22 protein-coding genes are annotated in these 24,920 nt (G+C 68.7%); 17 read left to right on the forward strand and 5 right to left on the reverse strand.

Annotated elements, in window-relative coordinates; genetic code table 11:
- Positions 1 to 304: 304 nt before the first annotated feature.
- The 5 genes from ACSNN7_RS22420 to ACSNN7_RS22440 all read left to right on the forward strand — a co-directional run bounded on the left by ACSNN7_RS22420 (position 305) and on the right by ACSNN7_RS22440 (position 6,264).
- Complete coding sequence (locus ACSNN7_RS22420) at positions 305 to 1,702, forward strand: ammonium transporter (RefSeq protein ID WP_436682923.1); 1,398 nt, start codon at positions 305 to 307, stop codon at positions 1,700 to 1,702.
- Positions 1,703 to 1,727: 25 nt separating this feature from the next.
- Positions 1,728 to 2,066 (forward strand): P-II family nitrogen regulator, encoded by a 339-nt coding sequence (locus tag ACSNN7_RS22425; protein ID WP_170285500.1) that lies wholly within the window; start codon positions 1,728 to 1,730, stop codon positions 2,064 to 2,066.
- Positions 2,067 to 2,074: 8 nt separating this feature from the next.
- The gene (locus ACSNN7_RS22430) at positions 2,075 to 4,390 is read left to right on the forward strand and encodes a [protein-PII] uridylyltransferase (protein ID WP_436682924.1); all 2,316 of its coding nucleotides are present in this window, start codon (positions 2,075 to 2,077) and stop codon (positions 4,388 to 4,390) included.
- A gap of 96 nt (positions 4,391 to 4,486) precedes the next feature.
- Positions 4,487 to 5,611 (forward strand): sensor histidine kinase, encoded by a 1,125-nt coding sequence (locus tag ACSNN7_RS22435; RefSeq protein WP_436682925.1) that lies wholly within the window; start codon positions 4,487 to 4,489, stop codon positions 5,609 to 5,611.
- The gene (locus tag ACSNN7_RS22440; protein ID WP_436682926.1) at positions 5,608 to 6,264 is read left to right on the forward strand and encodes a response regulator transcription factor; all 657 of its coding nucleotides are present in this window, start codon (positions 5,608 to 5,610) and stop codon (positions 6,262 to 6,264) included. The genes ACSNN7_RS22435 and ACSNN7_RS22440 overlap by 4 nt, the downstream gene beginning before the upstream one ends.
- A 273-nt stretch (positions 6,265 to 6,537) precedes the next feature.
- Here ACSNN7_RS22440 and ACSNN7_RS22445 read toward each other — a convergent pair whose 3' ends face one another.
- Positions 6,538 to 6,759 carry a winged helix-turn-helix domain-containing protein gene (locus tag ACSNN7_RS22445; protein WP_436682927.1) on the reverse strand — a complete coding sequence of 74 codons (222 nt, stop codon included), beginning with the start codon at positions 6,757 to 6,759 and terminating at the stop codon, positions 6,538 to 6,540.
- Positions 6,760 to 6,951: 192 nt separating this feature from the next.
- Between ACSNN7_RS22445 and ACSNN7_RS22450 the strand changes: the two genes are divergently transcribed.
- On the forward strand, positions 6,952 to 7,191 hold the full coding sequence (locus tag ACSNN7_RS22450) for a hypothetical protein (protein WP_436682928.1): 240 nt from the start codon (positions 6,952 to 6,954) through the stop codon (positions 7,189 to 7,191).
- A gap of 108 nt (positions 7,192 to 7,299) precedes the next feature.
- Here the strand turns inward: ACSNN7_RS22450 and ACSNN7_RS22455 are convergent, their stop codons facing one another.
- Positions 7,300 to 8,355 (reverse strand): LCP family protein, encoded by a 1,056-nt coding sequence (locus tag ACSNN7_RS22455; protein ID WP_436682929.1) that lies wholly within the window; start codon positions 8,353 to 8,355, stop codon positions 7,300 to 7,302.
- A gap of 531 nt (positions 8,356 to 8,886) precedes the next feature.
- On the opposite strand from ACSNN7_RS22455, the gene ACSNN7_RS22460 reads away from it, so the two are divergent.
- The 7 genes from ACSNN7_RS22460 (at position 8,887) to ACSNN7_RS22490 (ending at position 17,849) form a co-directional block, all read left to right on the forward strand.
- A complete protein-coding gene (locus ACSNN7_RS22460) occupies positions 8,887 to 10,014 on the forward strand; it encodes a glycosyltransferase (RefSeq protein WP_436682930.1) in 1,128 nt (375 codons plus the stop codon).
- A gap of 136 nt (positions 10,015 to 10,150) precedes the next feature.
- The gene (locus ACSNN7_RS22465) at positions 10,151 to 11,203 is read left to right on the forward strand and encodes a glycosyltransferase family 4 protein (RefSeq protein ID WP_436682942.1); all 1,053 of its coding nucleotides are present in this window, start codon (positions 10,151 to 10,153) and stop codon (positions 11,201 to 11,203) included.
- A 135-nt stretch (positions 11,204 to 11,338) separates the two neighbouring features.
- Positions 11,339 to 12,475, forward strand: coding sequence for a glycosyltransferase family 4 protein (locus ACSNN7_RS22470; protein WP_436682931.1), 1,137 nt, complete (start codon positions 11,339 to 11,341; stop codon positions 12,473 to 12,475).
- Between the two features lie 435 nt (positions 12,476 to 12,910).
- Complete coding sequence (locus ACSNN7_RS22475) at positions 12,911 to 13,534, forward strand: CgeB family protein (protein ID WP_436682932.1); 624 nt, start codon at positions 12,911 to 12,913, stop codon at positions 13,532 to 13,534.
- A 137-nt stretch (positions 13,535 to 13,671) separates the two neighbouring features.
- Positions 13,672 to 15,024 carry a lipopolysaccharide biosynthesis protein gene (locus ACSNN7_RS22480; protein WP_436682933.1) on the forward strand — a complete coding sequence of 451 codons (1,353 nt, stop codon included), beginning with the start codon at positions 13,672 to 13,674 and terminating at the stop codon, positions 15,022 to 15,024.
- A gap of 1 nt (position 15,025) precedes the next feature.
- Positions 15,026 to 16,408 (forward strand): hypothetical protein, encoded by a 1,383-nt coding sequence (locus ACSNN7_RS22485; RefSeq protein WP_436682934.1) that lies wholly within the window; start codon positions 15,026 to 15,028, stop codon positions 16,406 to 16,408.
- Positions 16,377 to 17,849 carry a polysaccharide biosynthesis tyrosine autokinase gene (locus tag ACSNN7_RS22490; protein ID WP_436682935.1) on the forward strand — a complete coding sequence of 491 codons (1,473 nt, stop codon included), beginning with the start codon at positions 16,377 to 16,379 and terminating at the stop codon, positions 17,847 to 17,849. Before ACSNN7_RS22485 ends, ACSNN7_RS22490 begins: the two co-directional genes overlap by 32 nt.
- Before the next feature lie 109 nt (positions 17,850 to 17,958).
- Here the strand turns inward: ACSNN7_RS22490 and ACSNN7_RS22495 are convergent, their stop codons facing one another.
- The gene (locus ACSNN7_RS22495) at positions 17,959 to 18,525 is read right to left on the reverse strand and encodes a low molecular weight phosphatase family protein (RefSeq protein ID WP_436682936.1); all 567 of its coding nucleotides are present in this window, start codon (positions 18,523 to 18,525) and stop codon (positions 17,959 to 17,961) included.
- Positions 18,526 to 19,119: 594 nt separating this feature from the next.
- Here ACSNN7_RS22495 and ACSNN7_RS22500 point away from each other — a divergent pair.
- The 3 genes from ACSNN7_RS22500 to ffh all read left to right on the forward strand — a co-directional run bounded on the left by ACSNN7_RS22500 (position 19,120) and on the right by ffh (position 22,659).
- Positions 19,120 to 20,400 (forward strand): sugar transferase, encoded by a 1,281-nt coding sequence (locus tag ACSNN7_RS22500; RefSeq protein WP_436682943.1) that lies wholly within the window; start codon positions 19,120 to 19,122, stop codon positions 20,398 to 20,400.
- Positions 20,401 to 20,419: 19 nt separating this feature from the next.
- Entirely contained in the window at positions 20,420 to 20,947 is a 528-nt protein-coding gene (locus ACSNN7_RS22505; protein ID WP_436682937.1) for an AAA family ATPase, read from the forward strand.
- A 158-nt stretch (positions 20,948 to 21,105) separates the two neighbouring features.
- The gene (ffh, locus tag ACSNN7_RS22510) at positions 21,106 to 22,659 is read left to right on the forward strand and encodes a signal recognition particle protein (protein ID WP_436682938.1); all 1,554 of its coding nucleotides are present in this window, start codon (positions 21,106 to 21,108) and stop codon (positions 22,657 to 22,659) included.
- A gap of 167 nt (positions 22,660 to 22,826) precedes the next feature.
- Here the strand turns inward: ffh and ACSNN7_RS22515 are convergent, their stop codons facing one another.
- Positions 22,827 to 22,988 carry a hypothetical protein gene (locus ACSNN7_RS22515; protein WP_436682939.1) on the reverse strand — a complete coding sequence of 54 codons (162 nt, stop codon included), beginning with the start codon at positions 22,986 to 22,988 and terminating at the stop codon, positions 22,827 to 22,829.
- The gene (gene rpsD, locus ACSNN7_RS22520; RefSeq protein WP_436682940.1) at positions 22,985 to 23,590 is read right to left on the reverse strand and encodes a 30S ribosomal protein S4; all 606 of its coding nucleotides are present in this window, start codon (positions 23,588 to 23,590) and stop codon (positions 22,985 to 22,987) included. Before rpsD ends, ACSNN7_RS22515 begins: the two co-directional genes overlap by 4 nt.
- 156 nt (positions 23,591 to 23,746) lie before the next feature.
- Here rpsD and ACSNN7_RS22525 point away from each other — a divergent pair, with 156 nt between their 5' ends.
- A complete protein-coding gene (locus ACSNN7_RS22525; RefSeq protein ID WP_436682941.1) occupies positions 23,747 to 24,826 on the forward strand; it encodes an amidohydrolase family protein in 1,080 nt (359 codons plus the stop codon).
- The last annotated feature ends 94 nt before the right edge of the window (positions 24,827 to 24,920 follow it).

Here is a 24,920-nt window from a genome sequence, read left to right on the forward strand (position 1 = left end):
AACGCTACGTCGCCCGGGAGATCTACCGACGCCTGGAAACCGCACCCCAAACACTTGACGCGGCATAGGAGCGTCGCCGCCGACCCACGAGGAGGGGCCGTTCCGCCCGGAACGGCCCCTCTTCGCGTCTCCTGCTTGCATGATCGACGTTCTTCACACGCCGGAAACAACCCGTCACGCGCCGGAAATCGAGCGGTGTCGGTGAAGGAAACAGGCGGCGGCGAAGCTTCCCGCCAACCGGCTGACGGGCGATGCTGCCAGGTTCCAGTCGGATGGGAGGACTTCCACACCGAGAGGAGGCAGCGTGGAGATCAACACCGGCAACACCGCCTGGTTGCTCCTGTCGTCTGCGCTCGTGCTGCTCATGACGCCGGGGCTGGCCCTGTTCTACGGGGGGCTCAACCGGTCCAAGGGCGTACTCAACATGATGATGATGAGCTTCTCCGCGATCGGGCTCATCTCCGTTCTCTGGGTCATCTACGGCTTCACCCTCGCGTTCGGCACCAACGACAACGCGGGCGTCAACAACGTGATCGGCAGCTTCACCCAGTACCTCGGCACCGAGACCGACTTCATCGGCGAGGAGTGGCTCTTCCTCGGCGCGGGCACGGGCATCCCCACGTACGTCTTCCTGGTCTTCCAGATGATGTTCGCGGTCATCACGGTGGCCCTGATCAGCGGCGCGGTCTCCGACCGGCTCAAGTTCTCCGGCTGGCTGCTCTTCGCCTTCGCCTGGTTCACCCTGGTCTACGTCCCGGTCGCGCACTGGGTCTGGGGTGGCGGCTTCATCGGCGCCAAGATCAAGGCGCTGGACTTCGCCGGTGGCACCGCGGTCCACATCAACGCCGGCGCCGCCGCGCTCGGCCTGGTGCTGGTGCTCGGCAAGCGGCTCGGCTGGCCCCGGGAGAGCTTCAAGCCGCACAACGTCCCGCTGGTCGCGCTCGGCGCCGGCCTGCTCTGGTTCGGCTGGTTCGGCTTCAACGCCGGCTCCGAGCTGACCGTCGACGGCACCACCGCCGTCGCCTTCGTCAACACCCAGGTCGCCACGGCCGCCGGCCTGGTCGGCTGGATCATCGTCGAGTGGCTGCGCAACGGCAAGCCCACCCTGGTCGGCGCCTCCTCCGGCGCCGTCGCCGGCCTGGTCGCCATCACCCCGGCCTGCGGCTTCATCGCCCCGCTACCGGCGGTGCTGCTCGGTCTGGTGGCCGGCGCGGTCTGCGCGGTGGCGGTCGGCCTGAAGTACAAGCTCGGCTTCGACGACTCGCTCGACGTGGTCGGCGTGCACTTCGTCGCCGGCTGGATCGGTTCGCTCTCCATCGGCTTCTTCGCCACCCTCCAGGTCAACTCGGCCATCGAGGGCCTGGGCGGCAGCGAGGGCCTGTTCTACGGCGGCGGGCTGACCCAGCTCGGCCGCCAGGCGCTGGCCAGCGGCATCGTCTCGGTCTACTCCTTCGCGGTGGCCGTGGTCCTCGCGCTGGCGGTCAAGGCGCTGATCGGGCTCCGCTCCGACGCCGAGGACGAGGTCGCCGGCATCGACGTGGCCGAGCACGCCGAGAGCGCGTACGACCTGTCGCCGACCACCGGCAGCGCCGGCGGTGGGGCGTTCGCGATGGCCGGGCTAACCCCGGGCGCCGCGAAGCCGGGCCCGGACGCCGCCGGTGAGCCGGCCACCGAGCCGGTCAGCGAGAAGGTCGCCGGTTAACGTTCCAGGGATGGAGGGGTTGGACATGAAGCTGGTGACCGCGGTCATCAAGCCGTACCAGCTGGACGCGGTGAAGGAGGCCCTGCACGCCCTCGGCGTGGCCGGCCTGACCGTCAGCGAGGTCCAGGGGTACGGACGGCAGAAGGGGCACACCGAGGTCTACCGGGGTGCCGAGTACACGGTCGAGTTCCTGCCCAAGATCCGGGTCGAGGTGCTCACCGACGAGATGGACGTCGACAAGATCGTGGACGCGATCGTCGCCGCCGCCCGGACCGGCAAGATCGGCGACGGCAAGGTCTGGGTCACCGGGGTCGAGGAGGTCGTCCGCGTCCGCACCGGCGAGCGCGGCCTCGACGCCCTCTAGGAGCCACCATGACCTCGTTGATCAAGAGGAATGCGTCGGGAAACGCCGACAACGGTGACGCAAACCTCTTGATCAACGAGGTCGGTGGCATCGGGGAGGCGGCGCGGCGGGAGCGGGCGGCGGGGTTCGACGCCTGGCTCGGGTCGCTGCTGCCGGGGCGGGACGGGATCGCGCTGGTCGCGGTCGGCGGGCTGGGGCGGCGACAGTGCGCGCCGCACGGCGACCTCGACCTGGTGCTGCTGCACGCCGGGGTTCCCGGCATCGACGAGCTCGCCGCGTCGCTGTGGTACCCCGTCTGGGACGCCGGGGTCCGGCTGGACCACTCCGTACGTACCCTCGCCGAGGCGCTGTCGGTGGCCCAGGACGACGTCAAGGTCGCTCTCGCGCTGCTCGACGCACGTTTCGTCGCCGGTGACCGGGCGCTGGCCGACACCCTCGCCCGCACCGCCGCCGACCACTGGCGGCGCACCGCCGTCCGCCGGCTCCCCGCCCTGCGGGAGATCACCGAGAGTCGCTGGCGTACCCACGGTGAACTGGCCTTCCTGCTCGAAGGTGACCTCAAGGAGGCCGCCGGCGGCCTGCGCGACGTGGGCCTGCTGCGGGCCATCGCCACCGCCGGCATCACCGACGCGCTGCGCCCCGCCGTCCGTGCCGCGCACCTGCGCCTGCTGGACACCCGCGACGCCCTGCACCAGCAGGTCGGCCGCCGGGCCGACCGGCTGCTCGCCCAGGAACGCGACGGCGTGGCCGGGCTGCTCGGCCTGCGCCAGACCCCGCCCGGCGGGTCCGACGACGCGCAGCGGCCTGGCGGCGTCAGCGACGGGGACGTCCTGCTGCGCCGGGTCGCGGGCGACGCCCGCACCATCAGCCACGCCCTGGACGACGCCTGGCGCGCCGCCGACCGGCTGCGCTCCGGCCGCCGCCGGGGCGGCGACGGGCGCCCCGTCCGCCGGCCCGTCGCCCGGGACGTCGTCGAACACGACGGGGAGCTGGTGCTCGCCCGCACCGCCATCGGCGCCCGCCCCGACCCGAGCCTGTCGCTGCGCATCGCCGCCGCCGCGGCCACCACCCGGCTGCCGATCGCCCGGGCCACCTGCGAGTGGCTCGCCGCGTACTGCCCGCCGCTGCCCGCGCCCTGGCCGCCGGCCGCCCGCGCCGCGCTGATCACCCTGCTCGGCGCCGGTCCCGGCCTGGTGCCCGCCTGGGAGACCTGCGACCGGTACGGCCTGATCGACGGCTGGCTGCCGGAGTGGACCCGGCTGCGCAGCCTGCCCCAGCACAACCCGGTGCACCGGTTCACCCTCGACCGGCACCTGGTGCAGACCGCGTACGAGGCGAGCCGGCACACCCGCGACGTGGAGCGCCCCGACCTGCTGCTGCTCGGCGCCTTCCTGCACGACATCGGCAAGGGACTCCCCGGCGACCACAGCACCGTCGGCGCGCCGCTGGCCGAGGCGGTGGCCGCCCGGATCGGCCTGCCCGCGTCCGAGGTAGCGCTGATCGGCACGCTGGTCCGGCTGCACCTGCTCCTGCCCGACGTGGCCACCCGCCGCGACCTCGACGACCCGGTGACCATCGCCCGCGTCGCCGAGCGGGTCGGCGACACCACCACGCTGGAGCTGCTGCACGCCCTGGTCCGCGCCGACGCGGCGGCCACCGGGCCGGCCGCCTGGTCGGACTGGAAGGGACGGCTGGTCGCCGAACTGGTCGCCCGGGTGCGGACCGCGCTGGACACCGGCGCCCTGCCCGCGCCCCCGGCCCCGGACCCGGCGCTGGTGGCGGGGCCGCTGCCGGTCGTACACCTGGCGGAGGACCGGGTGTCGGTGGCCGCGGCGGACCGGCGTGGCCTGCTCGCGACGGTGGCCGGGTGCCTGGCCCTGCACCGGCTGGAGGTGATCTCCGCGGACGCCTCCACGGTCGACGGCCGGGCCCTGGTCGAGTGCCGGGTGCAGCCGCGCTACGGGCTCGCGCCCGACCCGATCGCGCTCCGCACCGACCTGCGTCGCGCGGTCGACGGGGACGTTTCGGTCACCCAGCGGCTGCGCGGCCGGGCCCTCGCGGGGCGGGGTGAGGGGGCCGCGCCGCGGGTGGTCTGGCACCGGGAGGCGGCCACCGACGCGGTGCTGCTGGAGCTGCGCGCCGCCGACGCCGCCGGCCTGCTCTACCGGGTCACCTGCGCCCTCGACGAGGCCGGCGCCCAGGTCCGCGCGGCCCGGATCTCCACCCTCGGCGGTGACGTGGTGGACGCGTTCTACCTGGTCGGCGGCTGGCCCGACGACGCCGAGCGGGCCCGGCTCGAAGCCGCCGTGCTGGCCGCCGTCTGACCCGGCCCGCCGGCCGCCGGGTACGTCCCGCAGCGTAGGCGCGACGCCGCGCCCGGACGGACGACCGAGCCGTTCCGCCGGGGCAGAATGACCGGCATGCGCCTGCGGGACCAGCCCGGCGGCCGACGCCGGGAGGCGGCGGCCGACCTGGCGCTGGCCGTGCTCCTGCTGCTGCTCGGGCTGCTCGCCACCGGCCCGGCCGGTCGCAACCAGCCCGGCGCCATGCCGGTCGACGCCGGCTGCCTGGCCCTGGTCGCGGTCGCCGCCCTCGCGCTGGCCGGGCGCCGCCTCGCCCCCCGCGCCACCCTCGCCGTGGTCGCCGCCGCCGTCTCCACCTACCTGGTGCTCGGCTACCCGTACGGGCCGGTGCTGCTGACCTTCCTGGTCGCCGTCTACACGGTGGCGGTCCGGCTGCCGATCCGGCCGGCCGCCGTCGCGGGGGCGGCGGCGCTCGTGGTGATCCTGGTGCACGTCTTCTGGTCCCGGGGCGCCGCGCCCGGGCTGTCCGGGGTGCTGCCCGGCTCGGCCTGGGTGGTCGTACCGTTCGCGCTGGGGGTGGCGGTGCGGACCAACCGGGAGGCCGTCACCCGGGCCCGCGCCGAGCAGGCCCGCCGGCAGGCCGACGAGGAGCGGCTGCGCATCGCCCAGGAGGTGCACGACGTGGTCGGACACGGGCTCGCGGCGATCAGCATGCAGGCCGACATCGCGCTGCACCTGATGCCGAAGCGCCCCGAGCAGGCCGAGGTGGCGCTGACCGCGATCAGCCGGACCAGCCGGGAGGCGCTCGACGAACTGCGGGTCACCCTCGGGGCGGTCCGGCGGGGCACCGAGCGCGGGCCGGTGCCCGGGCTGGCCCGGCTCGACGCCCTGCGGGACCGGCTGGCCGGGGCGGGCCTCGCCGTCGACCTGCGGGTGACCGGCGAGCCCCGGCCACTGCCCGCCGCCGTGGACCTGGCCGCGTACCGGGTGGTGCAGGAGGCGCTGACCAACGTGCTGCGGCACGCCCGGGTGACCGCCGCGCGGGTGACCGTCGACTACGGCGGGGAGGAGCTGGTCGTGGAGGTGACCGACCGGGGCGTGGGCGGGGCCGGCGGGGCGGGGCACGGGCTGGCCGGGATGCGGGAGCGGGTCACCGCGCTGGGCGGCGCGCTGACCGCCGGCCCCGGCCCCGACGGCGGCTTCCGGGTCTGCGCCCGCCTGCCGGTGGCGGCGCGAGCATGATCCGGGTGGTGGTCGCCGACGACCAGGACCTGGTCCGGATCGGGCTGCGCGCCCTGATCGAGAGCGAGGACGACCTCACCCTGGCCGGCGAGGCCGCCGACGGGCTGCGCGCGGTGGCGCTGGCCCGGGAGGTACGCCCCGACGTGGCGCTGATGGACGTCCGGATGCCCGGGGTGGACGGCATCGAGGCCACCCGCCGGATCGTCGCCGACCCGGAGCTGGCCGGTACCCGGGTGATCGTGCTGACCACCTTCGAGCTGGACGAGTACGTCTTCGACGCGCTGCGGCACGGGGCGAGCGGCTTCCTCACCAAGGACACCCCGCCCGCCGAGCTGCTGCGGGCGGTCCGCCTCGTCGCCGAGGGCGAGGCGCTGCTCTCGCCGTCGGTGACAAGGCGGGTGGTGCGGGAGTTCGCCACCCGGCCGGCCCGGGTGCCCCGCCCGCACCCCCGGCTGGACACCCTCACCGAGCGGGAGCGCGAGGTGGTGGGGCTGGTCGGCGAGGGGCTGAGCAACGCCGAAATCGCCGACCGGCTGGTGGTCAGCCCGGCGACCGCGCGTACCCACGTCAGCCGGGCCATGGTCAAGCTGGCCGCCCGGGACCGGGCCCAACTGGTGGTCTTCGCGTACCAGTCGGGGTTGGTCTCGGGCTAGGTGTACTGCCCGCCAGGCCGTTCGGCGCGACGACGGGTGATCGCCGACTCCTGCAGGTCGAGGGTGTCGATGGTCAACGCCTCGGCGGCCGTCACCAACAACTCGTCTGCTCGTCGAAGAGGCGGCCAGGCGGAGCCGCGAGCGCGCCGCTGCGGCCCTGGCCGGGCTGGGCGACACACGTGCCTACGTAGACAAGAGCAAGGCGTCTGCGGCAGCCTGACCCGGCACGGACGAACGACCGGACCTGGAGGTCTGGGCCGTTCCCTGTCCCCGCTAGCCGTTCTCTTTGACGTACACCCCGGCACCGGGCAGCGAGTCCGTGAGTCCCTGCATCTTCAAGATCAGAAACACTCGGTCGGCAACGAAACTGGACACCTTGTAGTGCTCGCACAGCTCGGCCCGGCTGGGCAGGCGTGAGCCGGGCGGAAACTCCCCGGACTTGATCCGGTTCGTCATGTCCTCGGCTACGCGTTGGTAGGCGTACTGCGGTGGCACTGGTGGTTCCCTCCGGTCGGCATCTCCTACTCAATCACCCATGGCGAGAGCTTGACTAGCAATGGATAGCCATGGCAGGTTTCATGACGGGTCCCTCCGGTCGGCAACCAACGGGACCTCGGATAGCGGTCCGGGCACCTGATCGGGGATCGGTGCCCGGACCTGCTCCTCTCTGGAGGTGGAGCCGTGCCGATGGATGACGGACCTATCACGCCTGCCCTGGTGCTCTGGACGGCCAAGCGGGTGATCACGGCGCACCGGGAGCAGTCGAGCAAGCACCGGGCCACGGGGCGCTGCGGGCAGTGCCGGGGCGACGGGTGCGACATGCTGACGTGGGCCCGGGGCGTGGTCCGGGAGCACCGGCGTGACATCGGTAAGGGCGTCGGCCTGCGGGAACGGAAGGGCGGCGTGGAGCGGGACCGGCCCGGCTGACGGGTGGACGTCGCCGGCGCCTCCCTCGCCGTGGCACTGCTCGCCTTCGGGCTGTCAGTCACCGTGGGTGCCGCGGACGGCTAGGCGCCTCTCTTCATGCGGCGAGGGTCAGCGCCTGGGCGCCTTCTGCGGGTGGGCGGCGAGCCACTCCTGGATGGTGTCGTCCCGCACCGCGGCGAACATCTCCTTCGCCTTGGCGTCGTCGAGCTTGACGGCCGATCCGGCGTGCGTCCTCAGGTTGGCGCTGGTGTACGGGACCGTGGCGAACTTGATGTTCGCGGGCTTGATGCCCTTGGCGGTCAGCGCCAGTTCCTTCAGGTCGAGGTTTTTGTCGATGGTCAGCGACTCGGCGGCGGTCAGCAGCAGTTCGTCCAGCTTCAACGGGTTGGTCAGCATGCCCTCGGCAGAGGCCTTCTCCGCGATGGCCTTGACGACCAGCTGCTGGTCGTGGATGCGTCCGAAGTCGCCGCCGGGCACGTTCTTACGCTGGCGCATGAACTCCTCCGCCTCCGTCCCGTCGAGCTGGTGGCAACCCTTCTCCCAGACCTTCTCGGAGAAGGTCGACCGCACCGTGTACGGGATGCAGACCTGGACGCCGTCGACCGCGTCGACCATCTTGTTGATGCTGGCGAAGTTGGCGATCAGCGCACCGTCGAGCCGCACGCCGGTCAGCTTGGTGATGGTCTTCGCCGCGTGCGGCGCGCCGCCGAAGGCGAACGCGGCGTTGAGCTTGTTCATGCCGCCGTTCCAGCCCTCCGCCGGCGGCACGTTGACGTAGCTGTCGCGGGGGATCGAGACGATGGTGGCCCGGTCCAGGTTCTTGCTGAGGTGCACCAGCATGATGGTGTCCGACCGCTGCCCCGCATAGCGCCCCTCGTCGGCCTCGCCCTCGCGCGAGTCGGTGCCGAGGAGCAGCAGGTTGAGCGGGCCGCTCTTCCAGCGCTGCTCGTCCTTGGGCTCGGCCGCCCCGCCGAGGAGGTCCTCGTGCTTGGCCTTGCCCTCGTAGCGGTTGACCAGGGTGAACGCTCCGACGCCGCCGCACGCCGCGGCCACGAGCACCACGGCGAGCAGGACGATCAGGCTCTTCTGCCAGCGCTTCAACGCGCGGTATCCCTTCGCCCGCGGAGGCTCGGGCGACATGGCTGCGGTCGACGCGTCGTACATCTGATCCTCAATTTTGGGTTTCTGCTGGTAAGCGGCTTCTGATCCAACCGGCAATTACCGGTGTTCTCAAGCTCGGAGCCCAGTGCTGACCAGCACACCGGGCATGGCCGACTGATGGGGCGGCGCAGGAAGGGCCGAACGCCTTTCTTAATCAGCCGATCGGACCATGGGTGTGGTGCTTGCTGAAGCAAATTTTTAAAGCATGCAAAGGCCGCCAAAACGGGCAACCGATGTCCATTAATATGGGCATTCGTGCCTTATGAGCTCCCGATGTAACGTTTTGCGGCGGTTGACAGGCGTATCGCGATGCGGTGTTCTGGCCCGCGTTCTCAGGCCGTGATGATCACTGCCGCACGCCCCGGTCAGTGACTCTGCGGCTCGAGGCGTGCTTCCAGACCACCGAAACCGGAGGTGCCGGGTGGATACCGCCACGCCACACGAAGGGACTCCCAGCCCTTCCGCCCCCTGTGGCGGGATGACGTCCACACCGCCCGGCCGGGCCGGCACACGAGCGAGAACCGGTAAGCGATCATGACGACGAACGCCCTGCCGCATCACGGGCTTCCGACCCCCACGGCGCTGGCCGGCAAGTCCGTCGCCCTCGTCCACGAGTGGTTCAGTGCGACGGGCGGCTCGGAGCAGGTCTACCTCCGCATGGCCGAGGTCGTACCGCATGCCCGGCGGTTCGTGCTCTGGAAGGAGCACGACGTGGTCGAGGATGGCGAGGGCATGCAGGAGTCTTGGATGTCCCGCACCCCGCTGCGGCGGAGCAAGGCCCTCGCGCTGCCGTTCATGCCGCTCGCCTGGCGGACGCTGACCCGCGAGAATTTCGAGGTCGTGGTGTCGTCGAGCCACGCCTTCGCCCACACCGTCAAGCTCGGCTCGGCTGAGACGAAGCACTTCGCCTACGTCCATTCGCCGGCGCGCTACGTCTGGAGCCCCGATCTGGACGGACGCGGATCCTCCACCGCGCTGGCCTTCGCCCGCAAAGCGCTGCAAGCTGGCGACACCCGGCTCAGCCGGCACGTCGACAGCTACGCCGCGAACTCCCGCGAGGTCCGCGACAGGATCCACCGGTTCTGGGGGCGGGACTCGCGCATCATTCACCCTCCGGTCGAGGTGGGGTTCTACGCGGCGGCGCCGGCGGAGGTGCGCAGCCAGGAGCGGCGCTACCTGCTGGGCGTGGGCCGGTGGATCACCTACAAGAGATTCGACCTGATGATCGAGGTGGCCGCCGAGGCGAACCTGCCGCTGATCATCGCCGGATCGGGCCCTGAGGAGCAGAATCTCCGCCGCTTGGCGGAGAAGAGCCCGGCATCCGTCACCTTCGAGGTGCGGCCCAGCAACGATCGCCTACGCGAGCTGTACTGGGGGGCCGTCGCCCTGCTCTACCCGACCCATGAGGACTTCGGCATTGTGCCGGTCGAGGCGCAGGTGTGCGGTACCCCGGTGGTCGGGCTGGCTCGGGGCGGCCTGCTGGATACCGTGGTCGACGGCAGCACCGGTTTCCTGATTGACTCGCTCGACGCTCGGCGCCTGGCCGCCGCGGTCGAGCACGTCGGCCAACTGGATGTGGGAGATATCCGGGCGAACGCGGACCGGTTCTCGACCGCGGCGTTCCAGGCCAATATCAGCGACTGGCTCTCGGAATGCCAGTAACGGGGAGGTTCGGTCTGATGAATGGTGCGGGTACGCGGTGAAGGTGTTCCACATCGATCACACCTCGCAGCCAGGTGGCGCTGAACTCGCGCTGCTGCGGCTCGTTGACCAGGATTGTCCCTGGACTCCGTCGCTGATGTCCCCCGCGTCTCCAGGCATTTTCGCGAGGTTGGCGGCGAGGGAAGTACCCGTGGCATCACCACAACCGCCGTTGCCAACCGGCGGGACTCGGACCCGCAGCGTGGCCCGACACTTCGCGTACATGCTCGCGCTGGGCAGGCACGCCCGTGCCCTCTCAAACAACAAGCACTTCCGCGATGCTGACCTCATCCACGCCAACACCGCTGCCGCGGCGATCATCGCTGCCCCGGCGGCGGCAAAGCACAGGATCCCGATGGTCGTGCACATCCGCGACATGGTTTCGCCGTCGGCCCTCGGTCGCGCGGGCTTCGAGGCGTTCACGAAGCTCGCACTGCCGAAGGCGAGTGGCCTGATCGCCAACTCGCAGGCCACTCTGTCGTCCGCCCTCCCGTTCGTCCCGGACGCTCTGCCAAGGGCCGTACTGCAAAGTCCGGTGGGAATCAACAGCAAAAGCATCCCGACCCCGGTACCCGAGGTGCGCACCATCGGCATGGTGGGCCGCCTTCAGCACTGGAAGGGACAGCACGTCTTCCTCGAAGCGTTCGCCTTGGCGTGCGGTGACGCTCCGATGCGCGCTGTGATCGCCGGTGCCCCGCTCTTCGGCGAAACCGAGTACGCCGAGGCGTTGCAGCGACTGGCGGCACGCCTTGGCATCGAGGAGAAGGTGGACTTCCTCGGTCACGTCGAGGACGTGAACGCCCTCCTCGACTCCCTGGACGTCTTGGTGCACGCCTCGATACGCCCTGAACCCATGGGACAGACGGTGCTGCAGGCGCTCGCCAAGGCCAAGCCTCTGATCGCCACCGAGGGGGGCGGCCCGAGCGAGTGGTTGATCACGGGTGTCAACGGGCTGCTCGTCAAACCGAACGATCCGATGGCCCTCGCTGATGCGCTAGTGGCGCTGGTTGGATCCCAGGACCTGCGGCGACGCGTCTCCCATGGCGCCGCCGAGACCCGGCTGATGACCGACGCGGAGTGCGCGGAGGCCCACAAGGAGTTTTTCCGCCAGGTTCTGTCGAACTCAGGAAGCCCCGTGGGTGCCTCGTGAGTTTCCACAGCAACAATCTGGAAGTCGTCTACTTCTCCTCGAAGCGAATTGCATCGGAGCAATGAACCCCCCGATGAAACCCTTCGACGTCGCAGACCTGCCGTCGGTCAGAAGTGGAAACGGAATCTACAAGAGGTGCTGCAACACGGTGATACGGGGGTCAGTGCGTTGATGGTCGGCGAGCCAGACATTCAGAGAATCCATATCGGGACGAAGGCGGATATTCATTCCCCCGGCGGCCTGCATGGCGTAATTAGGGGCCTCTCCGCAGCGCAAGCGTCACTTGGCTTAAAGGTCTCCGTTATCCACGACATATCAAGTGCCGAAAAATACCAGACGCTAAGGGTCTCGCCGGCAGTCAGTGGACAAGATCTCTCTCGGCCCGAACAGGGGTTAGCAGACGGACCGCCCCTGCATGAGTATCACTTTGCGCAGACGGCCGCCATCATGCTACCTGCAAGAGGCGTCTCCGATCACCGCTCCGTATTTCACTTTCATGGTCCTTGGTTCAGTGAGAGTCGGGTGCAGGGCCAGTCGCTAGCCCGGGTGATGGCGAAACTTGTCGTCGAGTGGCGCGCGTATCGCCGATTCGCCGCATTCACCGTGCATTCCGAGGCGTTTCGGCAGGTGCTGCTTACCAAATTTCGGATCCCAGAGGAGAAGGTCGCCCTCATCTACCCAGGCGTCGACACGACCTTCTTCACGCCCCAGAACCGAGCCGTTGCGCGAGAAGCGCTCGATCTGCCTGCCGACGCTTTCATCGTAGGATCCCTTCGGAGGCTGGTGCCGCGGATGGGTCTGGACGTTCTGCTGAGGGCAGCAGCTGATCACCCGAACGTATTTGTGGCGATTGCGGGTGATGGGCCGGAGCGTAGCCGACTCAGCGACCTGGCACGCGAGCTTGGGATGTCGCACAGGGTGCGTCTCCTGGGTCGGCTTGACCAGGATATGCTGCCCCACTTCTACAGTGCACTAGACTGCAGCATCATCCCCTCTCGGGCCCTCGAAGGCTTTGGGCTTGTTGCGCTCGAAGCGCTAAGTTGCGGAACCCCCGTTATTGCGTCTGATGTGGGCGGCTTGCCAGAGGCCCTTGGGGCCTTGGCGAATGAATGGGTCTTCCCCGTCGGTGACATCGCTCGCTTGTCTGAATTGATCGGTCGGGTTCAGGAGCAGCCGCCCTCCGGTGCGGTGCTTCGCCGATACGCCGAGTCCCGCTCGTGGCGACAATGCGCCTTGGAGATGGAGGCGTGGTTTGCCACGGTCGGGGACTGAACAACGAGTGCGAGAATCGATGACGGGTGGCTGTGAATGACCGGTACACGAGTCTTGTTTGTCGGAGACCTGTGGAAGGGCAGTAACGCGAAGTCCCTTGCAGACGGGTTTGCAGCGTGTGGTGCGGAGGTCGTCTGTGTTGACACGACCGGCGTGGGATCACCTTCGCTCGGCTCGGCGGAGTGGTTCTACAAGCGTGTAAAGGGCCGGAGGGCGCCCTGGTTGCTCGAGCGGGTGCACAGCCAGATCCGGGCCCTTGCCGAAGCCTTCAAGCCACAGGTCATCGTCTGCTTCAAGTCGATACACCTAGACCAAGGTCTTCTCCTAGGGCTCCCTGGGCGGCCATTAACAGTTCACTATAGTCCGGACGACGTCTCTAATCCGACAAATACGACGCCGGCCTACCTGGCCGCTGAGTCGGGCTGGGACCTGGTCGTGACCACCAAACGCCACAACGTCCCTGAACTCCTGGCCAGAGGCGTCAGTAACGTTGAGTTCGTGTTCAGCGCATATGATCCCGCCTGGCATCACATCAGCTATCGGCGCTCGCCCCGCAAATGGTCCATCGGCTTTGTTGGCAATTACCGGCCGGACCGAGTCGAGATTTTCCGGACCTTGGGATCTGAGTTTCCTGACCAGTGCGCCATTTATGGGCCCTACTGGCGGCGTCAACTACCTCGAGGAATCCCGGGCGTCCACCTGTCTGGCGCTCGCTACGCTGAGGATTTCTCCACCACCGTATCAGAGATTGTGGCCAATCTGGTCCTGCTGAACTCGGACAACCGCGATACGCACACTTGCCGCAGTTTCGAAGTGCCCGCAGCGGGAGGCCTCTTCGTCGGCGAGAAGACGCATGAGCACGAGGAGCTCCTGACCGACGAGAAGGAGTGCTTCCTCTTCTCCTCAGAGCAGGACCTGATCGAGATTCTCCATCGGATACGTCGCTTCCCGGAGACAGCTCAGCAAATAGCGGCGGCGGGTCATCGTCGTGTGACGACATCCGGTCACACCTACGCTGACCGGGCGCGTCAGATCATGCAGAGACTCGACCTGGAATGAAGAGCAGCGTCGTGAGTGGTCACCCCTGCGGGCCGGGCCAGGTCTTCCAATCCGCTGGCGCCGTCCCTGATCGGCTTGCCTTCGATAGCGATGACCTTGTCGTCATGCGAAGGCATCCAGAGGTAGAGGCTGGCTAGGTGAGGAAGAAGTTGCTGGCCCTGTCAGAGCGTGGGGTACCGGGGCGGCGATCGAAAATTGGCCGGTCGGTCCGCGATGCCTCCATTCTGGCGGTCACCCAGTACGGTCAGTTCTTGGTAACGCTCCTGTCCGTGCCATTCATGGCGCGTGCGCTCGGCACGTCGGGTCTGGGCTATGCGGCGGTCGCGACCTCGGCATATTTCATCGGCTCAGTCCTCGTGGACTTTGGGCTCTCCTTCCCGCTCGCTGCACAGCTAGTAGCGCGAGGCGATCGGGGATCTGTGCTGCGGCGTCGGTATTCACGGCTGCGGGTCACAATCTTTGCAGGAATCGTCGTACTGGCGGTCGCCACGCACCTGCTCACGACGTCGTTCGGCCTTCGCATGGCGGTGCTGGGACTGTGCGCCGGTGGCGCCTCGTCTTTACCGGACACGTGGATCCTCATGGCGCGCGGCCAGTTCTGGCGCTTCGCCCTATCCGAGTGGTCAGGGCGGCTGGCGTACGTCGGCCTTCTAGTAGTCGGCATTAGCGGACACCCGTCCCCAACCTGGGTCCCGGCGTCCTTGCTACTGGGGTCTCTGACGAATGCTGCTGTTTCTCGTGGATTGGTCTACTGGGGCTGCAAGCGACAGGATACGGATGCACCGAGCTTGACTGTTAGAGAGATGGTAGCCCTTGGCGCCCCAGCGCTAACCGGCCGGATTCTCTCCACTGCCTATAGCCAGGGTGCCCCGCTATTCTATGCTGTTGCCCTGAACGCTGCGTCTGTGGGAATCTTCTCTGCCAGCGATAGGGTAGTCCGAGCGGCGCAAGCATTGTCTTATCCCATGACGGTGGCATTGTTCCCTCGGCTTTCGACGGAGCAACGGAATGTTGCCTTGCTGGCGTCAAAGGCGAGGCGCTATGCCATGCTGGCCTCTACGCTTGCAATGGTCGGATCAGGGCTGCTGATTCTGTTGGCACCGCTTGTCTGTAACTTGCTTTACGGGCCTTCGTACTCCGACGCCATCGACATTATGCGCATACAGGCGCTGCTGCTGCCGTTTGCCGTTGCGAACGCGATGCTGGCAACCAACTTCTTCAACATTGTCGGTGACACGAAAGCAACACTCATAACCACAGTCTTCGGCCTGATCGTGACGCTGCTGTCTCTGATCTGCGCCCAGTTCACGCAGAGCCTGCATGTCTTGGCTGCCGGCTCGGTGTTGGCGGAGGTGGTCGTCTTGGCGCTTTCGTGGGCCAGAATCACTTCTTCGGTCGGAATTGCCGCGGTGGGGGAGCACGGGAGTGACGCGCCGTCGGCGCGGGTCGTAGACGACGAGCCCGCCCAATCAGGCCGTTGGTCTCGGTGATATGACGTACCTGTTGATCGTGCTCGTAGCGGTTGTCCTGTGTGCACAGTTCGTATTCGCGGCGGCCATGCCGGAACCGCTGACGACTGTCCTGCGCATCCAAGCGGTCTATTGGTTTCTCGGGTACGTCTTTCGGCCAATGGTCTTGGTGATCGCGTCGCCGGTGCCCGTACAGAACGACTCTGTGGCAGATCATCGACTTGCCTACGGGGGTTATGAAACCAACCTCCATCAAGTGCTGATACCCATTCTGCTGGGCCAAGTAGTCTTCTTAGCCGCTGCCCTCACGCTTGGCCGCAGGTTCCGGTCACAATTTCAGAAGGCCGAGGTCTCGCCGGCACTCGTACTAGTGGTCTTCATGTTGCTGCTGGGCGCGCGACTCGGGTGGCTTGCTGGGGTTCGCTCCTCAGTGGTTGACACCCTGTTGGGGCTTGCGCCGATCGCCATCGGGATGGCCTTGGTGCCGACACATCCACGACGGCGACTCGTTCTTTTGGTCGGGCTGCTATTGCTGACCGAAGGCGCTTGGTCTGTGCTATTTGCGTCTAAGACCCCTATTCTGTCCCTCCTTATATGCCTTCTGGTCTTAGCGGCGTCCCGCAGTTGGCGTCCAAAGCCTAAGCACCTCGTGGCTGCAGCAGTGGCTATTCCGGTGTTTGTGCTAGGGTTTTCGGCGCTCCAGTCAGTCAAGCAGAGCGTTGACGTGCGGTCGGATCTTCAAGCTGTGGACGCTCGGTATCCTCCATATGTGCAACCGGCAATGTCGATTGTCAGGCGGTTCGATCTATTTGCTGCTGTGACGGACTCAATGTACGTGGAGGGTAGGTGGATGTCCTCCGGCGAGGCTGTGGGCCAAGCGGCGTCGTCGTTCGTCCCGAGGCCGCTCAACCAGGGTAAGACGCTTTCGGCCGGCGAACGCTGGGCTGTGGAGGTGCGAAAGCTGTCGAAGCCTTCGCGTGGCGGGGTTTCGCTGGCGGAAGGACCTGTGGCAGAGGGCAATGCGATCGCGGGTCTACCTGGCGTCGCAGCTGAGTGTTTTTTGCTGGCTGCAATAACCGTATTCGGTGCTCGGGCCCTTGCGATGGGCCGAACTTTCGCATTCTCGATTGCGTGCACCCTGATATTTCTTCCAACGATCCAGGAACGCGGCCTGTTGGGGATAGCGGAGGTGGTTGGCAAGGGATTGCAGTTATCCCTGCTTGTCGGTCTCTTCTCGCTACTTCTTGGCGGCGTCCGTCGTCTGCCTTCCGTGTGGGATGGCGCGCCTGTCACCCGGGAGAGCGACTTGTTTGGCGGCAGGCGTCCTTCGGGGAAGGACTTGACGGACCAAGCTCGGCTCATGAAAACGGGCGATGACCGACCTGTCGGAACCGCCGCTTGTTAATGAGGCCCTCGAAGTGGCTCGGGCAACAGTGTCCGAGTCTTCCGAGGCTATTGGCAGAACACTCAGGAGACTAATGACTCTCGCTCAGGTAGCCAGCGCCGCCCGCGCAGGCTGGATGATGATCGTAGCTCTGGCGGTCATGGGCGTTATCGTGGCTGGCGGCTACTCCTGGTCCCAGTCGCCGCTGTACAGCGCGAACGTCCAGTTGTTCGTGTCGGCAACCGGCAGCGACGGTGACGCAAGCCAGTTGAATCAGGGCGGAATTTTCAGTCAGCAGCGGGTTAAATCTTACGCCGACATCGTTGCCAGTCCCGCCGTTACCAAAGCAGTGGTGAGCTCTCTCAACTTGCCGTACACGCCGGAGGAGCTCGCCGCGAATATCAAGGCGGAATCTCCGCTTGATACCGTCTTGCTCGACATCACCGTGACAGACACATCGCCGGAGCGCGCGCGGGACGTTGCAAATGCCGTTGGCGTCGAATTTACTCGATTCATCGACGAAGTTGAAACGCCCCCCGGCAAGCAAAGTTCTCCCGTGAAAGTGTCCGTGACAAGGGAAGCTGTTCTCCCCTCCGAGCCGATCTCGCCGAAGACGACTGTGAACCTGGCCTTGGGGCTGATCGGTGGTGCCTCCATCGGAGTTGGGCTTGCAATCCTGCGGAAATCTCTCGACCGAACCATCCGGACCAAGAATGACGCCATGAAAGCCACCGGGGTCTCCGTTCTCGGCTCGGTTCCGGATGAGCCGAAGGCCAAGGGCGGCCTGTTGATCGTGGATGACCAGGCGACGCCACGTGCCGAAGCGTTTCGACAACTTCGGACGAACATGCGTTTCCTGTCGGTGGACCGGCGAGTCAGCAGCTTCGTGGTCACAGGTTCGCTGCCGGACGAGGGGAAGACGACCACTGCGGCAAACTTCGCGATCGCCTTGGCTCAGGCCGGCCAAAGCGTCGTTTTGGTCGACGCTGATCTGCGTCGGCCCAGCATCGCAGACCTCTTTGCGCTGTCGAACGGCGTCGGCCTGACTAATGTGCTGCTAGGCGACGTGCAGGTCAACCATGCCCTTCAGCAGTGGCGGGGGGACCTCCCGCTCTACATCTTGGCTGCGGGTCCGAAGCCGCCGAACCCGAGCGAACTGCTCGGCTCGGCTCGGCTCCGGACAATGATCGGTTCTCTGGAGGCATCTGGGATGACGGTGATCTTCGACTCGCCGCCACTGCTCCCAGTTACAGATGCGGCGGTTATCGCAGGGGTTACCGGCGGAGCTTTGGTCGTCACCCGGGTTGGACGTACTCGAACAGAGCAGCTGGCTGAGGCCGTCGAATCTCTGCGAACGGTCGGCGCAACCGTGCTCGGCCTTGTCGCGAACCGCGTGAAGGGAACGCGAGAATCCACGTACTACGATTTGTCGCCGCAGCGCCGGACCCGCCCGAGAAGATAGCCATCGGTCCGCGGGAGGGGCTCGGGCGAGAGAAGGGCCGTGGCGATGCTGAAGGAGAGCAGCCTCGGCCCTTCCATAGGGGCGTGCGCGGTATGGCCGGGGTAAGGGGTTACACCACGCCGAGGATCGTCTCGATCGCCTCTTCGATCTGGTCCGCCGCGACGCGGTAGTCCTGTCTCGTCCCACCCATCGGGTCGGCGATGTCGAAGCTCTCGGGCGGCGGTGGCTGCAGGTAACCGCGCCGGTCCTTGGCCACCCGGGCGAGGTTGGCCGCCCGTTCGACCGCGTAGTTCCCGGGCACCTCGTCGGGTTTGAGCCCGCGTACCAGCCACGCCAGTTCTCGCCAGGTGAACGTGTAGGGGAGGGCCGTGGGTACCTGGGCGACGACCTCGTCACGATGCTGGCGAGTGGCGGTGAGGACGAGGTGTGCCCGTGCCACGGCGTCCAGGTCGAGCATCTGGGAGACGAAATGGTCCGCGGACGCACCGCGGCGTTCCAGCTCGGCAACGGCGAACGGCTGCATCGGCCGGCCGGGCGGCCCCTGGGTGCCGCCGCTCGTCACGAAGATCGAGTCGGCTGCCCGGCCGTACCGGTCCCGGAGGCCTGCCTCCATCAGCCGTAGGGCAATGGGTGACCGGGCCTGATTCCCAGTGCACACGTGAATGATGCCCCCCATCGCAGACCTTCCCCCATCGCCACGGCCAGCAGGGAGAAGGATACCTACCGTGCGGGTCGCAGCATCCGGGGTGTGAAGCCGGGCACGTGCATCTATCGCTAAGAGTGGTTGCGAGAGCACTGTCCGTAATGGGCGTCGCTGCAGCGTCGAACGCTCGATTCAGATCCGCCTGCGGGGCGGATAACCGGTCCACCGAACAGCCCATTGGGTCCGCCTTTTCGCTGCTGGCAGCGGCTTCCGCCCAGGTTAAGATCACGAGCGCTGCATGCGGGGAGATTCGCATTTGGAGTAACGTGCACGTCCCCGGCGGCGCTCGTCACAATGACGCGTGGCTGAAGCCCGCGGATTGACGTGCCATTCGCGGGGGAGACGCGCAGGGTGAGTGCTGGACAGAATAATTTGTCGACGACTGTGTTCATGCCGCCTATGCAGATGGGCCGGGGCGGGGTCGACGCGGAAACTCTCGACCTACGGTTACCACCCGGCGGGCTACGGGAAATCAGCACCCAGTCGCCACCGCCCACGGCTCCTGAGCGGGCGACGATCGGCTATCTCCGGGCGTGGATGCTCGTGCTCCCGGTGGACCTCGCCGTCATGTTGGCACCGGTGCCCTTCAACGCCGATCACTGGCGTGGGTTGACGGTCATGGGTCTCCTGACCATCGCCCTGCTGGCCTCCGGCGGCCTCTACCGGTCCCGCCTGCACCTGTCGATCCTCGACGAGGCGCCGGTGATCCTCAGCCGCTTCCTCGTGGCCGCGTCGCTGGTCGCCTTCATCGCGGCCCTCCGGCACGAGAGCTTCGCCAACTTCGGGGGTCTGCTCCGCGCGGCCGCGGTCATGGTCGTGCTGCTGCTCGTCGGCCGGGGCCTCTCCATGTGGACGATCATGATGGGGCGCCGGCGACGGATAGTCGGTCACGCGACCATCCTCGTCGGCAGCGGCCCCGTCGCGGCGGACCTGGCCGAGGTGCTGGCCCGCTACCCCCAGTACGGGCTGCGGGTCGTCGGTTTCGTCGACAACCCGCACCGCGCCGATCAGGCGGTGGGCGACCTCAAGCACCTCGGTGACCTGGACGACCTGACCGCGGCGATGGCGCGGGCCAAGGCCGACGTGCTGCTCATCGCGGACCCGAACATTACCGACAGCCGGTTCGCGGGGCTCCTCCGCCAGGCGATGGCCACCACGTACGACATCCTCGTCGTGCCGCGGATGCACCAGTTCCAGACCCAGACCGAGAGGCCGGACCACATCGGGGCGATCCCGGTGATGCGTATCCGCCCCCCTCGGTTGAGCGGCTGGCGGTGGGCCCTCAAGCGATCGGTGGACGTCGTCTTCAGTGTTCTGGCGCTGCTGGCACTCGCTCCGGTCCTTGCCCTCTGTGCGGTGGCGGTGCGGATCGAAGGCGGGCCCGGGGTCCTCTTCCGTCAGCAGCGGGTCGGCCGGCACGGCAAGCTCTTCGAGGTCCTGAAGTTCCGTTCCATGCGTCCCGCCAACGAGCTCGAGTCGCAGACGACCTGGTCCGTGGCGAACGACAGCCGGGTAGGGCCGGTGGGACGGTTCCTGCGGCGGACGTCGCTCGACGAGCTGCCCCAGCTGTGGAACATCCTGCGGGGCGACATGACGTTGGTCGGCCCGCGCCCGGAGCGGCCGCATTTCGTGGAAGTGTTCTCCGCCACCCACAGCCACTACTCGTGGCGTCACCGCGTCCCCGCCGGCCTCACCGGGCTGGCCCAGGTCAGCGGTCTGCGCGGCGACACCCCGATCTCCGATCGGGCGCGCTTCGACAACTACTACATCGAGAACTGGTCGCTGTGGCTGGACTTCAAGATCCTGCTGCGGACGATCCGCGAGGTCCTGGTCGGCGGCGGCCGGTAGCGGGGAAGCTGGTCGGCTCGTGATCGTCTGGCTGAACGGGGCGTTCGGGGCGGGGAAGACCACGGTGGCGGCCGAGCTGTGCCGGCGGCTGCCGGGCGCGCGGCGGTTCGACCCGGAGTGGATCGGCGGTCTGCTGCGGCGGATCCGTCCGGTACCCACCGGCGACTACCAGGATCTGGCCGCCTGGCGGCGCTGGACGGTCCGGGTCGGTGGGCTCGCGGCCCGCGGCGGCCAGCCGGTGGTCGTACCGATGACCCTGCTCCGGCCCGACTACCGGGCGGAGATCCTCGACGGGCTGCGGGGTCGGCGCGTACCGGTCCGGCACGTGGTGCTGCGGGTGCCGGCGGACGTGCTGCGTGCCCGGATCGACGCCGACCAGATCGAGGCGGGCGCCCAGGGCTGGCGGCACCGGCACGTCGACCGTGCGCTGGTCGAGCTGGACGACCTCGCGGGGCGGGAGCCCGACACGTTCGTGGTCGACAACCACGGCCGGTCTCCGGCGGAGGTGGCCGCGGACATCTGCATCCGGCTGGGCCTGCGCGACTGACGCCCGCTCGGGCCGGTCCTGGCGGCCGGAGCCGGGCGGGCCCGGGGGCTGGGCCGGGCTGGTACGCGGGTGCGGGCGGCGGGCTACCCTAGCGGTGGCCGGCCGCTGTACGTCGGCCGGGTAGTGCCCGCCGTAACACCGACAAACGGGATGTTCGCGTGTTTGACACCTTGAGTGACCGCCTGTCCGGGATCTTCACCAAGCTCCGCGGCAAGGGTCGGCTCACCGACGCCGACATCGACGCCACCGCGCGCGAGATCCGCATGGCGTTGCTGGAGGCGGACGTCGCGCTGCCCGTGGTCAAGGGCTTCATCGCCAACCTCAAGGAGCGGGCCCGCGGCGCGGAGGTCTCCGAGGCGCTCAACCCGGCGCAGCAAATCATCAAGATCGTCAACGAAGAGCTGATCAACGTGCTCGGCGGCGAGGGGCGGCGGCTCCAGTTCGCCAAGCAGGCGCCGACCGTGATCATGCTGGCCGGTCTGCAGGGTTCCGGTAAGACCACGCTCGCCGGCAAGCTGGCCCGCTGGCTCAAGGCCCAGGGTCACCAGCCGCTGCTGGTCGCCGCCGACCTCCAGCGCCCCAACGCCGTCGGGCAGCTCCAGGTGCTCGGTGGCCGCGCCGGCGTCGAGGTGTACGCCCCCGAGCCCGGCAACGGCACCGGCGACCCGGTGCAGGTCGCGCGCGCCTCGATCGAGCACGCCCGCCGGGCCGCCCGCGACATCGTCATCGTCGACACCGCCGGTCGCCTCGGCATCGACGCCGAGATGATGCAGCAGGCCGCCGACATCCGCGACGCCGTCGACCCGGACGAGGTCATCTTCGTCATCGACGCGATGGTCGGTCAGGACGCGGTCCGCACCGCCGAGGCGTTCCGCGACGGCGTCGGGATCACCGGCGTCGTGCTGTCGAAGCTCGACGGCGACGCCCGCGGTGGCGCCGCGCTGTCGGTCCGGGAGGTCACCGGGCAGCCGATCCTCTTCGCCTCCACCGGCGAGAAGCTGGAGGACTTCGACGTCTTCCACCCCGACCGGATGGCCAGCCGGATCCTCGGCATGGGCGACGTCCTCACTCTGATCGAGCAGGCCGAGCAGGCCTTCGACTCCGATCAGAAGGAGAAGATGACCGCCAAGCTGATGGGCGGCGAGCAGTTCACCCTGGAGGACTTCCTCGACCAGCTCATCGCGGTCCGCCGGATGGGCCCGATCGCCAACGTGCTGGCCATGATGCCAGGCATGGGGCAGATGAAGGACCAGCTCGCCGAGCTGGACGACAAGCACTTCGACCGGGTCACCGCGATCATCCGCTCGATGACCCCGGCCGAGCGCACCAACCCGAAGATCATCAACGGCTCCCGCCGGGCCCGCATCGCCACCGGCTCGGGCGTCACCGTGATGGACGTCAACCAGCTGCTCAACCGCTTCGCCGACGCGCAGAAGATGATGAAGCAGATGGGCGGCATGATGGGCCTGCCCGGTGCGGGCCGGCGCAAGGCGACCAAGTCGCCGAAGAACAAGCGCAAGGGCACCAAGGGCGGCGGCCGGCCGCGTACCGGGGCGGGCGCCGGGCTGCCGGGCGGCTTCCCGGGCGGCATGCCGCAGCTCCCGCCGGGGCTGGACCCGGGCGACCTGGCCGGCGGTCAGGGCCTGCCGCCGGGCTTCAAGCTCCCGAAGATCGACTTCAACAAGCTCGGCAAGGGCGACGGCAAGCGCTGACCCCGCACGGGCGGCACCGGCCGCCGGGCCCCGGGCCGGTCGGACCGCCCGGGGCCGGCACGCGCTGCCGGCGGCCTCGCCGACGGCACCGGGCTCGCCGCCGTGGCGGACCGCCCGGGTCGGCCGGGCGGGGCGGCCGGTGTCCCGTGCCGCCACCCGGCCGCACGTCAGCGGTCCGGCGACCGCTTCGGTGGGCGCTGACCCGTGAGGCTCGCCCGCCGCGCCTCCTTCTGCTCGGCGCGGCGGCGCTGCCGCGGTGTCAGCTGCGGCCGGCCACTCTGCCGCAGGTAGTTGGGCACCCGTCGGTCGTTCGGGATGGGCATGCTCATCGGGCGGCCTCCTCGTCGGAATGGATGGTGAGGGGGAGGTCCCGCAATGCAGGCACCTCCTGCCGTTGCGGCTCCCGGGTCAGGGTCGCGGCGAACCGCTCCGGTGCGACCTCCAGGTACGGCGGCGCGTCGCCCTCGGCGTACCCGGCCACGGCGACGGCGACCGGCGTCCGGCACTGCCGGTCCGGGCGTACCTCGATGGTCTGCCCCGGCTGGACCAGGTACGAGGGCCGGTTGACCTTGCCGCCGTCGACGGTGAAGGCGTTGTGGGAGACGAGGTCGCGGGCCTCGTCGACCGAGCGCGCGAAGCCGGCCCGGTGCACCAGCGCGTCCAGCCGCTGTTCCAACTGCCCGACCAGGTTCTGCGCCGCGTCACCCGGTTGCTGGCCCGCCGTCACCACCGCGCGGGTCAGCTGCCGCTGGCGCAGCTCGTACGCGCCCCGGACGTGCTGCTGGTCGCTGTCGCTGAGCTGGTACCCGCGCGGGGCACGCCGCGGTCCGCCCCGGACGCCGATCGGGTGCCGCTGCCGGCGCATGAGGTAGCCGAACGCGGGGTGGATGGGGATCTCGCCGGTGGGCGAGGGACGTACCTTCGTCCGCATCGTTCCTCCCTGACCTCTCGGGGTCCTGTCACCCTCCACCGGCACCGGGTGAGGCCGCCCCACCCGGTCCGGGTGAGCGTGCCGGGCGGACGACCACGCGGGGGCGGCTTCGGCCCGGCCGCACGCGGCGGGGGGAGATCCGGTAGGACTGTGCACATGGCTCTGCATGTGCGCGGTGTGCTCCTGCCCGACGACGAGGTCCGGGACCTGTGGCTGGTCGGCGACCGGGTCACCTTCGAACCGGTGCCCGGCGCCGAGACCGTGGTGGACGGCGGGTTCGTGCTGCCCGGCCTGGTCGACGCGCACTGCCACATCGGCATCGCCCGGGGCGGTGCGCCGATCACCTCGCTCGACGAGGCCCGCCGGTTGGCCCGTACCGACCGGGACGCCGGGGTGCTCGCCATCCGGGACGCCGGCTCGCCGTTCCCGTACCCGGAGCTCGACGACGAGCCGGACCTGCCGCGACTGGCCCGCGCCGGGCGGCACGTCGCCCCGCCGAAGCGCTACCTGCGCGACATCGGCGTGGAGGTCGGCGCGGCCGAGGTGGCCGCGACCGTGGCGGCGCAGGCCGCCGCCGGCAACGGCTGGGTCAAGCTGGTCGGCGACTGGATCGACCGGGGCGTCGGTGACCTGGCGCCGTCCTGGGACGCCGACACGATGACGGCGGCCGTCGCGGCCGCGCACGCCGCCGGGGCCCGGGCCGCCGTGCACACCTTCTCCGAGTCGGCCGTGGAGATCATGGTGCGGGCCGGCGTGGACTCGGTGGAGCACGGCACCGGCCTGAGCCTCGACCTGATCGACCTGATGGCCCGGCAGGGCACCGCGCTGATCCCCACCATGATCAATATCCGTACCTTCGGCGGCATCGCCGACCAGGCGAGGGCCAAGTTCCCCGGGTACGCCGACCACATGCTCGCCCTGCGCGACCGCTTCCCCGAGGTGGTCCGGGCCGCGTACGAGGCCGGGGTGCCGATCTACGTCGGCACCGACGCGGGCGGCGGCATCGACCACGGGCTGGCCGCCGAGGAGATGCTGCTCCTGCACGAGCAGGCCGGAATGTCCGCCGTGGACATCCTCGCCGCCGCCTCCTGGGGCGCCCGCGCCTGGCTCGGCTTCCCCGGCCTGGTCGAGGGCGGCCTGGCGGACCTCACCGTCTACCCCGAGGACCCCCGCCGGGACCTGCGCGTGGTCCGCACCCCCACCCGCACCATCCTCCGCGGCCACCTCATCCACTGACCTTTCCCCACCCGCCGCCTCGCTCCCCGCGCCCGCTTTGCGGCGTGTCGGGCCTTCCCGGCGACCGGACACCCCGACAAGCCGCAAACGGGGG

Source organism: Micromonospora sp. URMC 105, assembly GCF_051386295.1.
Taxonomy (GTDB): Bacteria; Actinomycetota; Actinomycetes; order Mycobacteriales; family Micromonosporaceae; genus Micromonospora.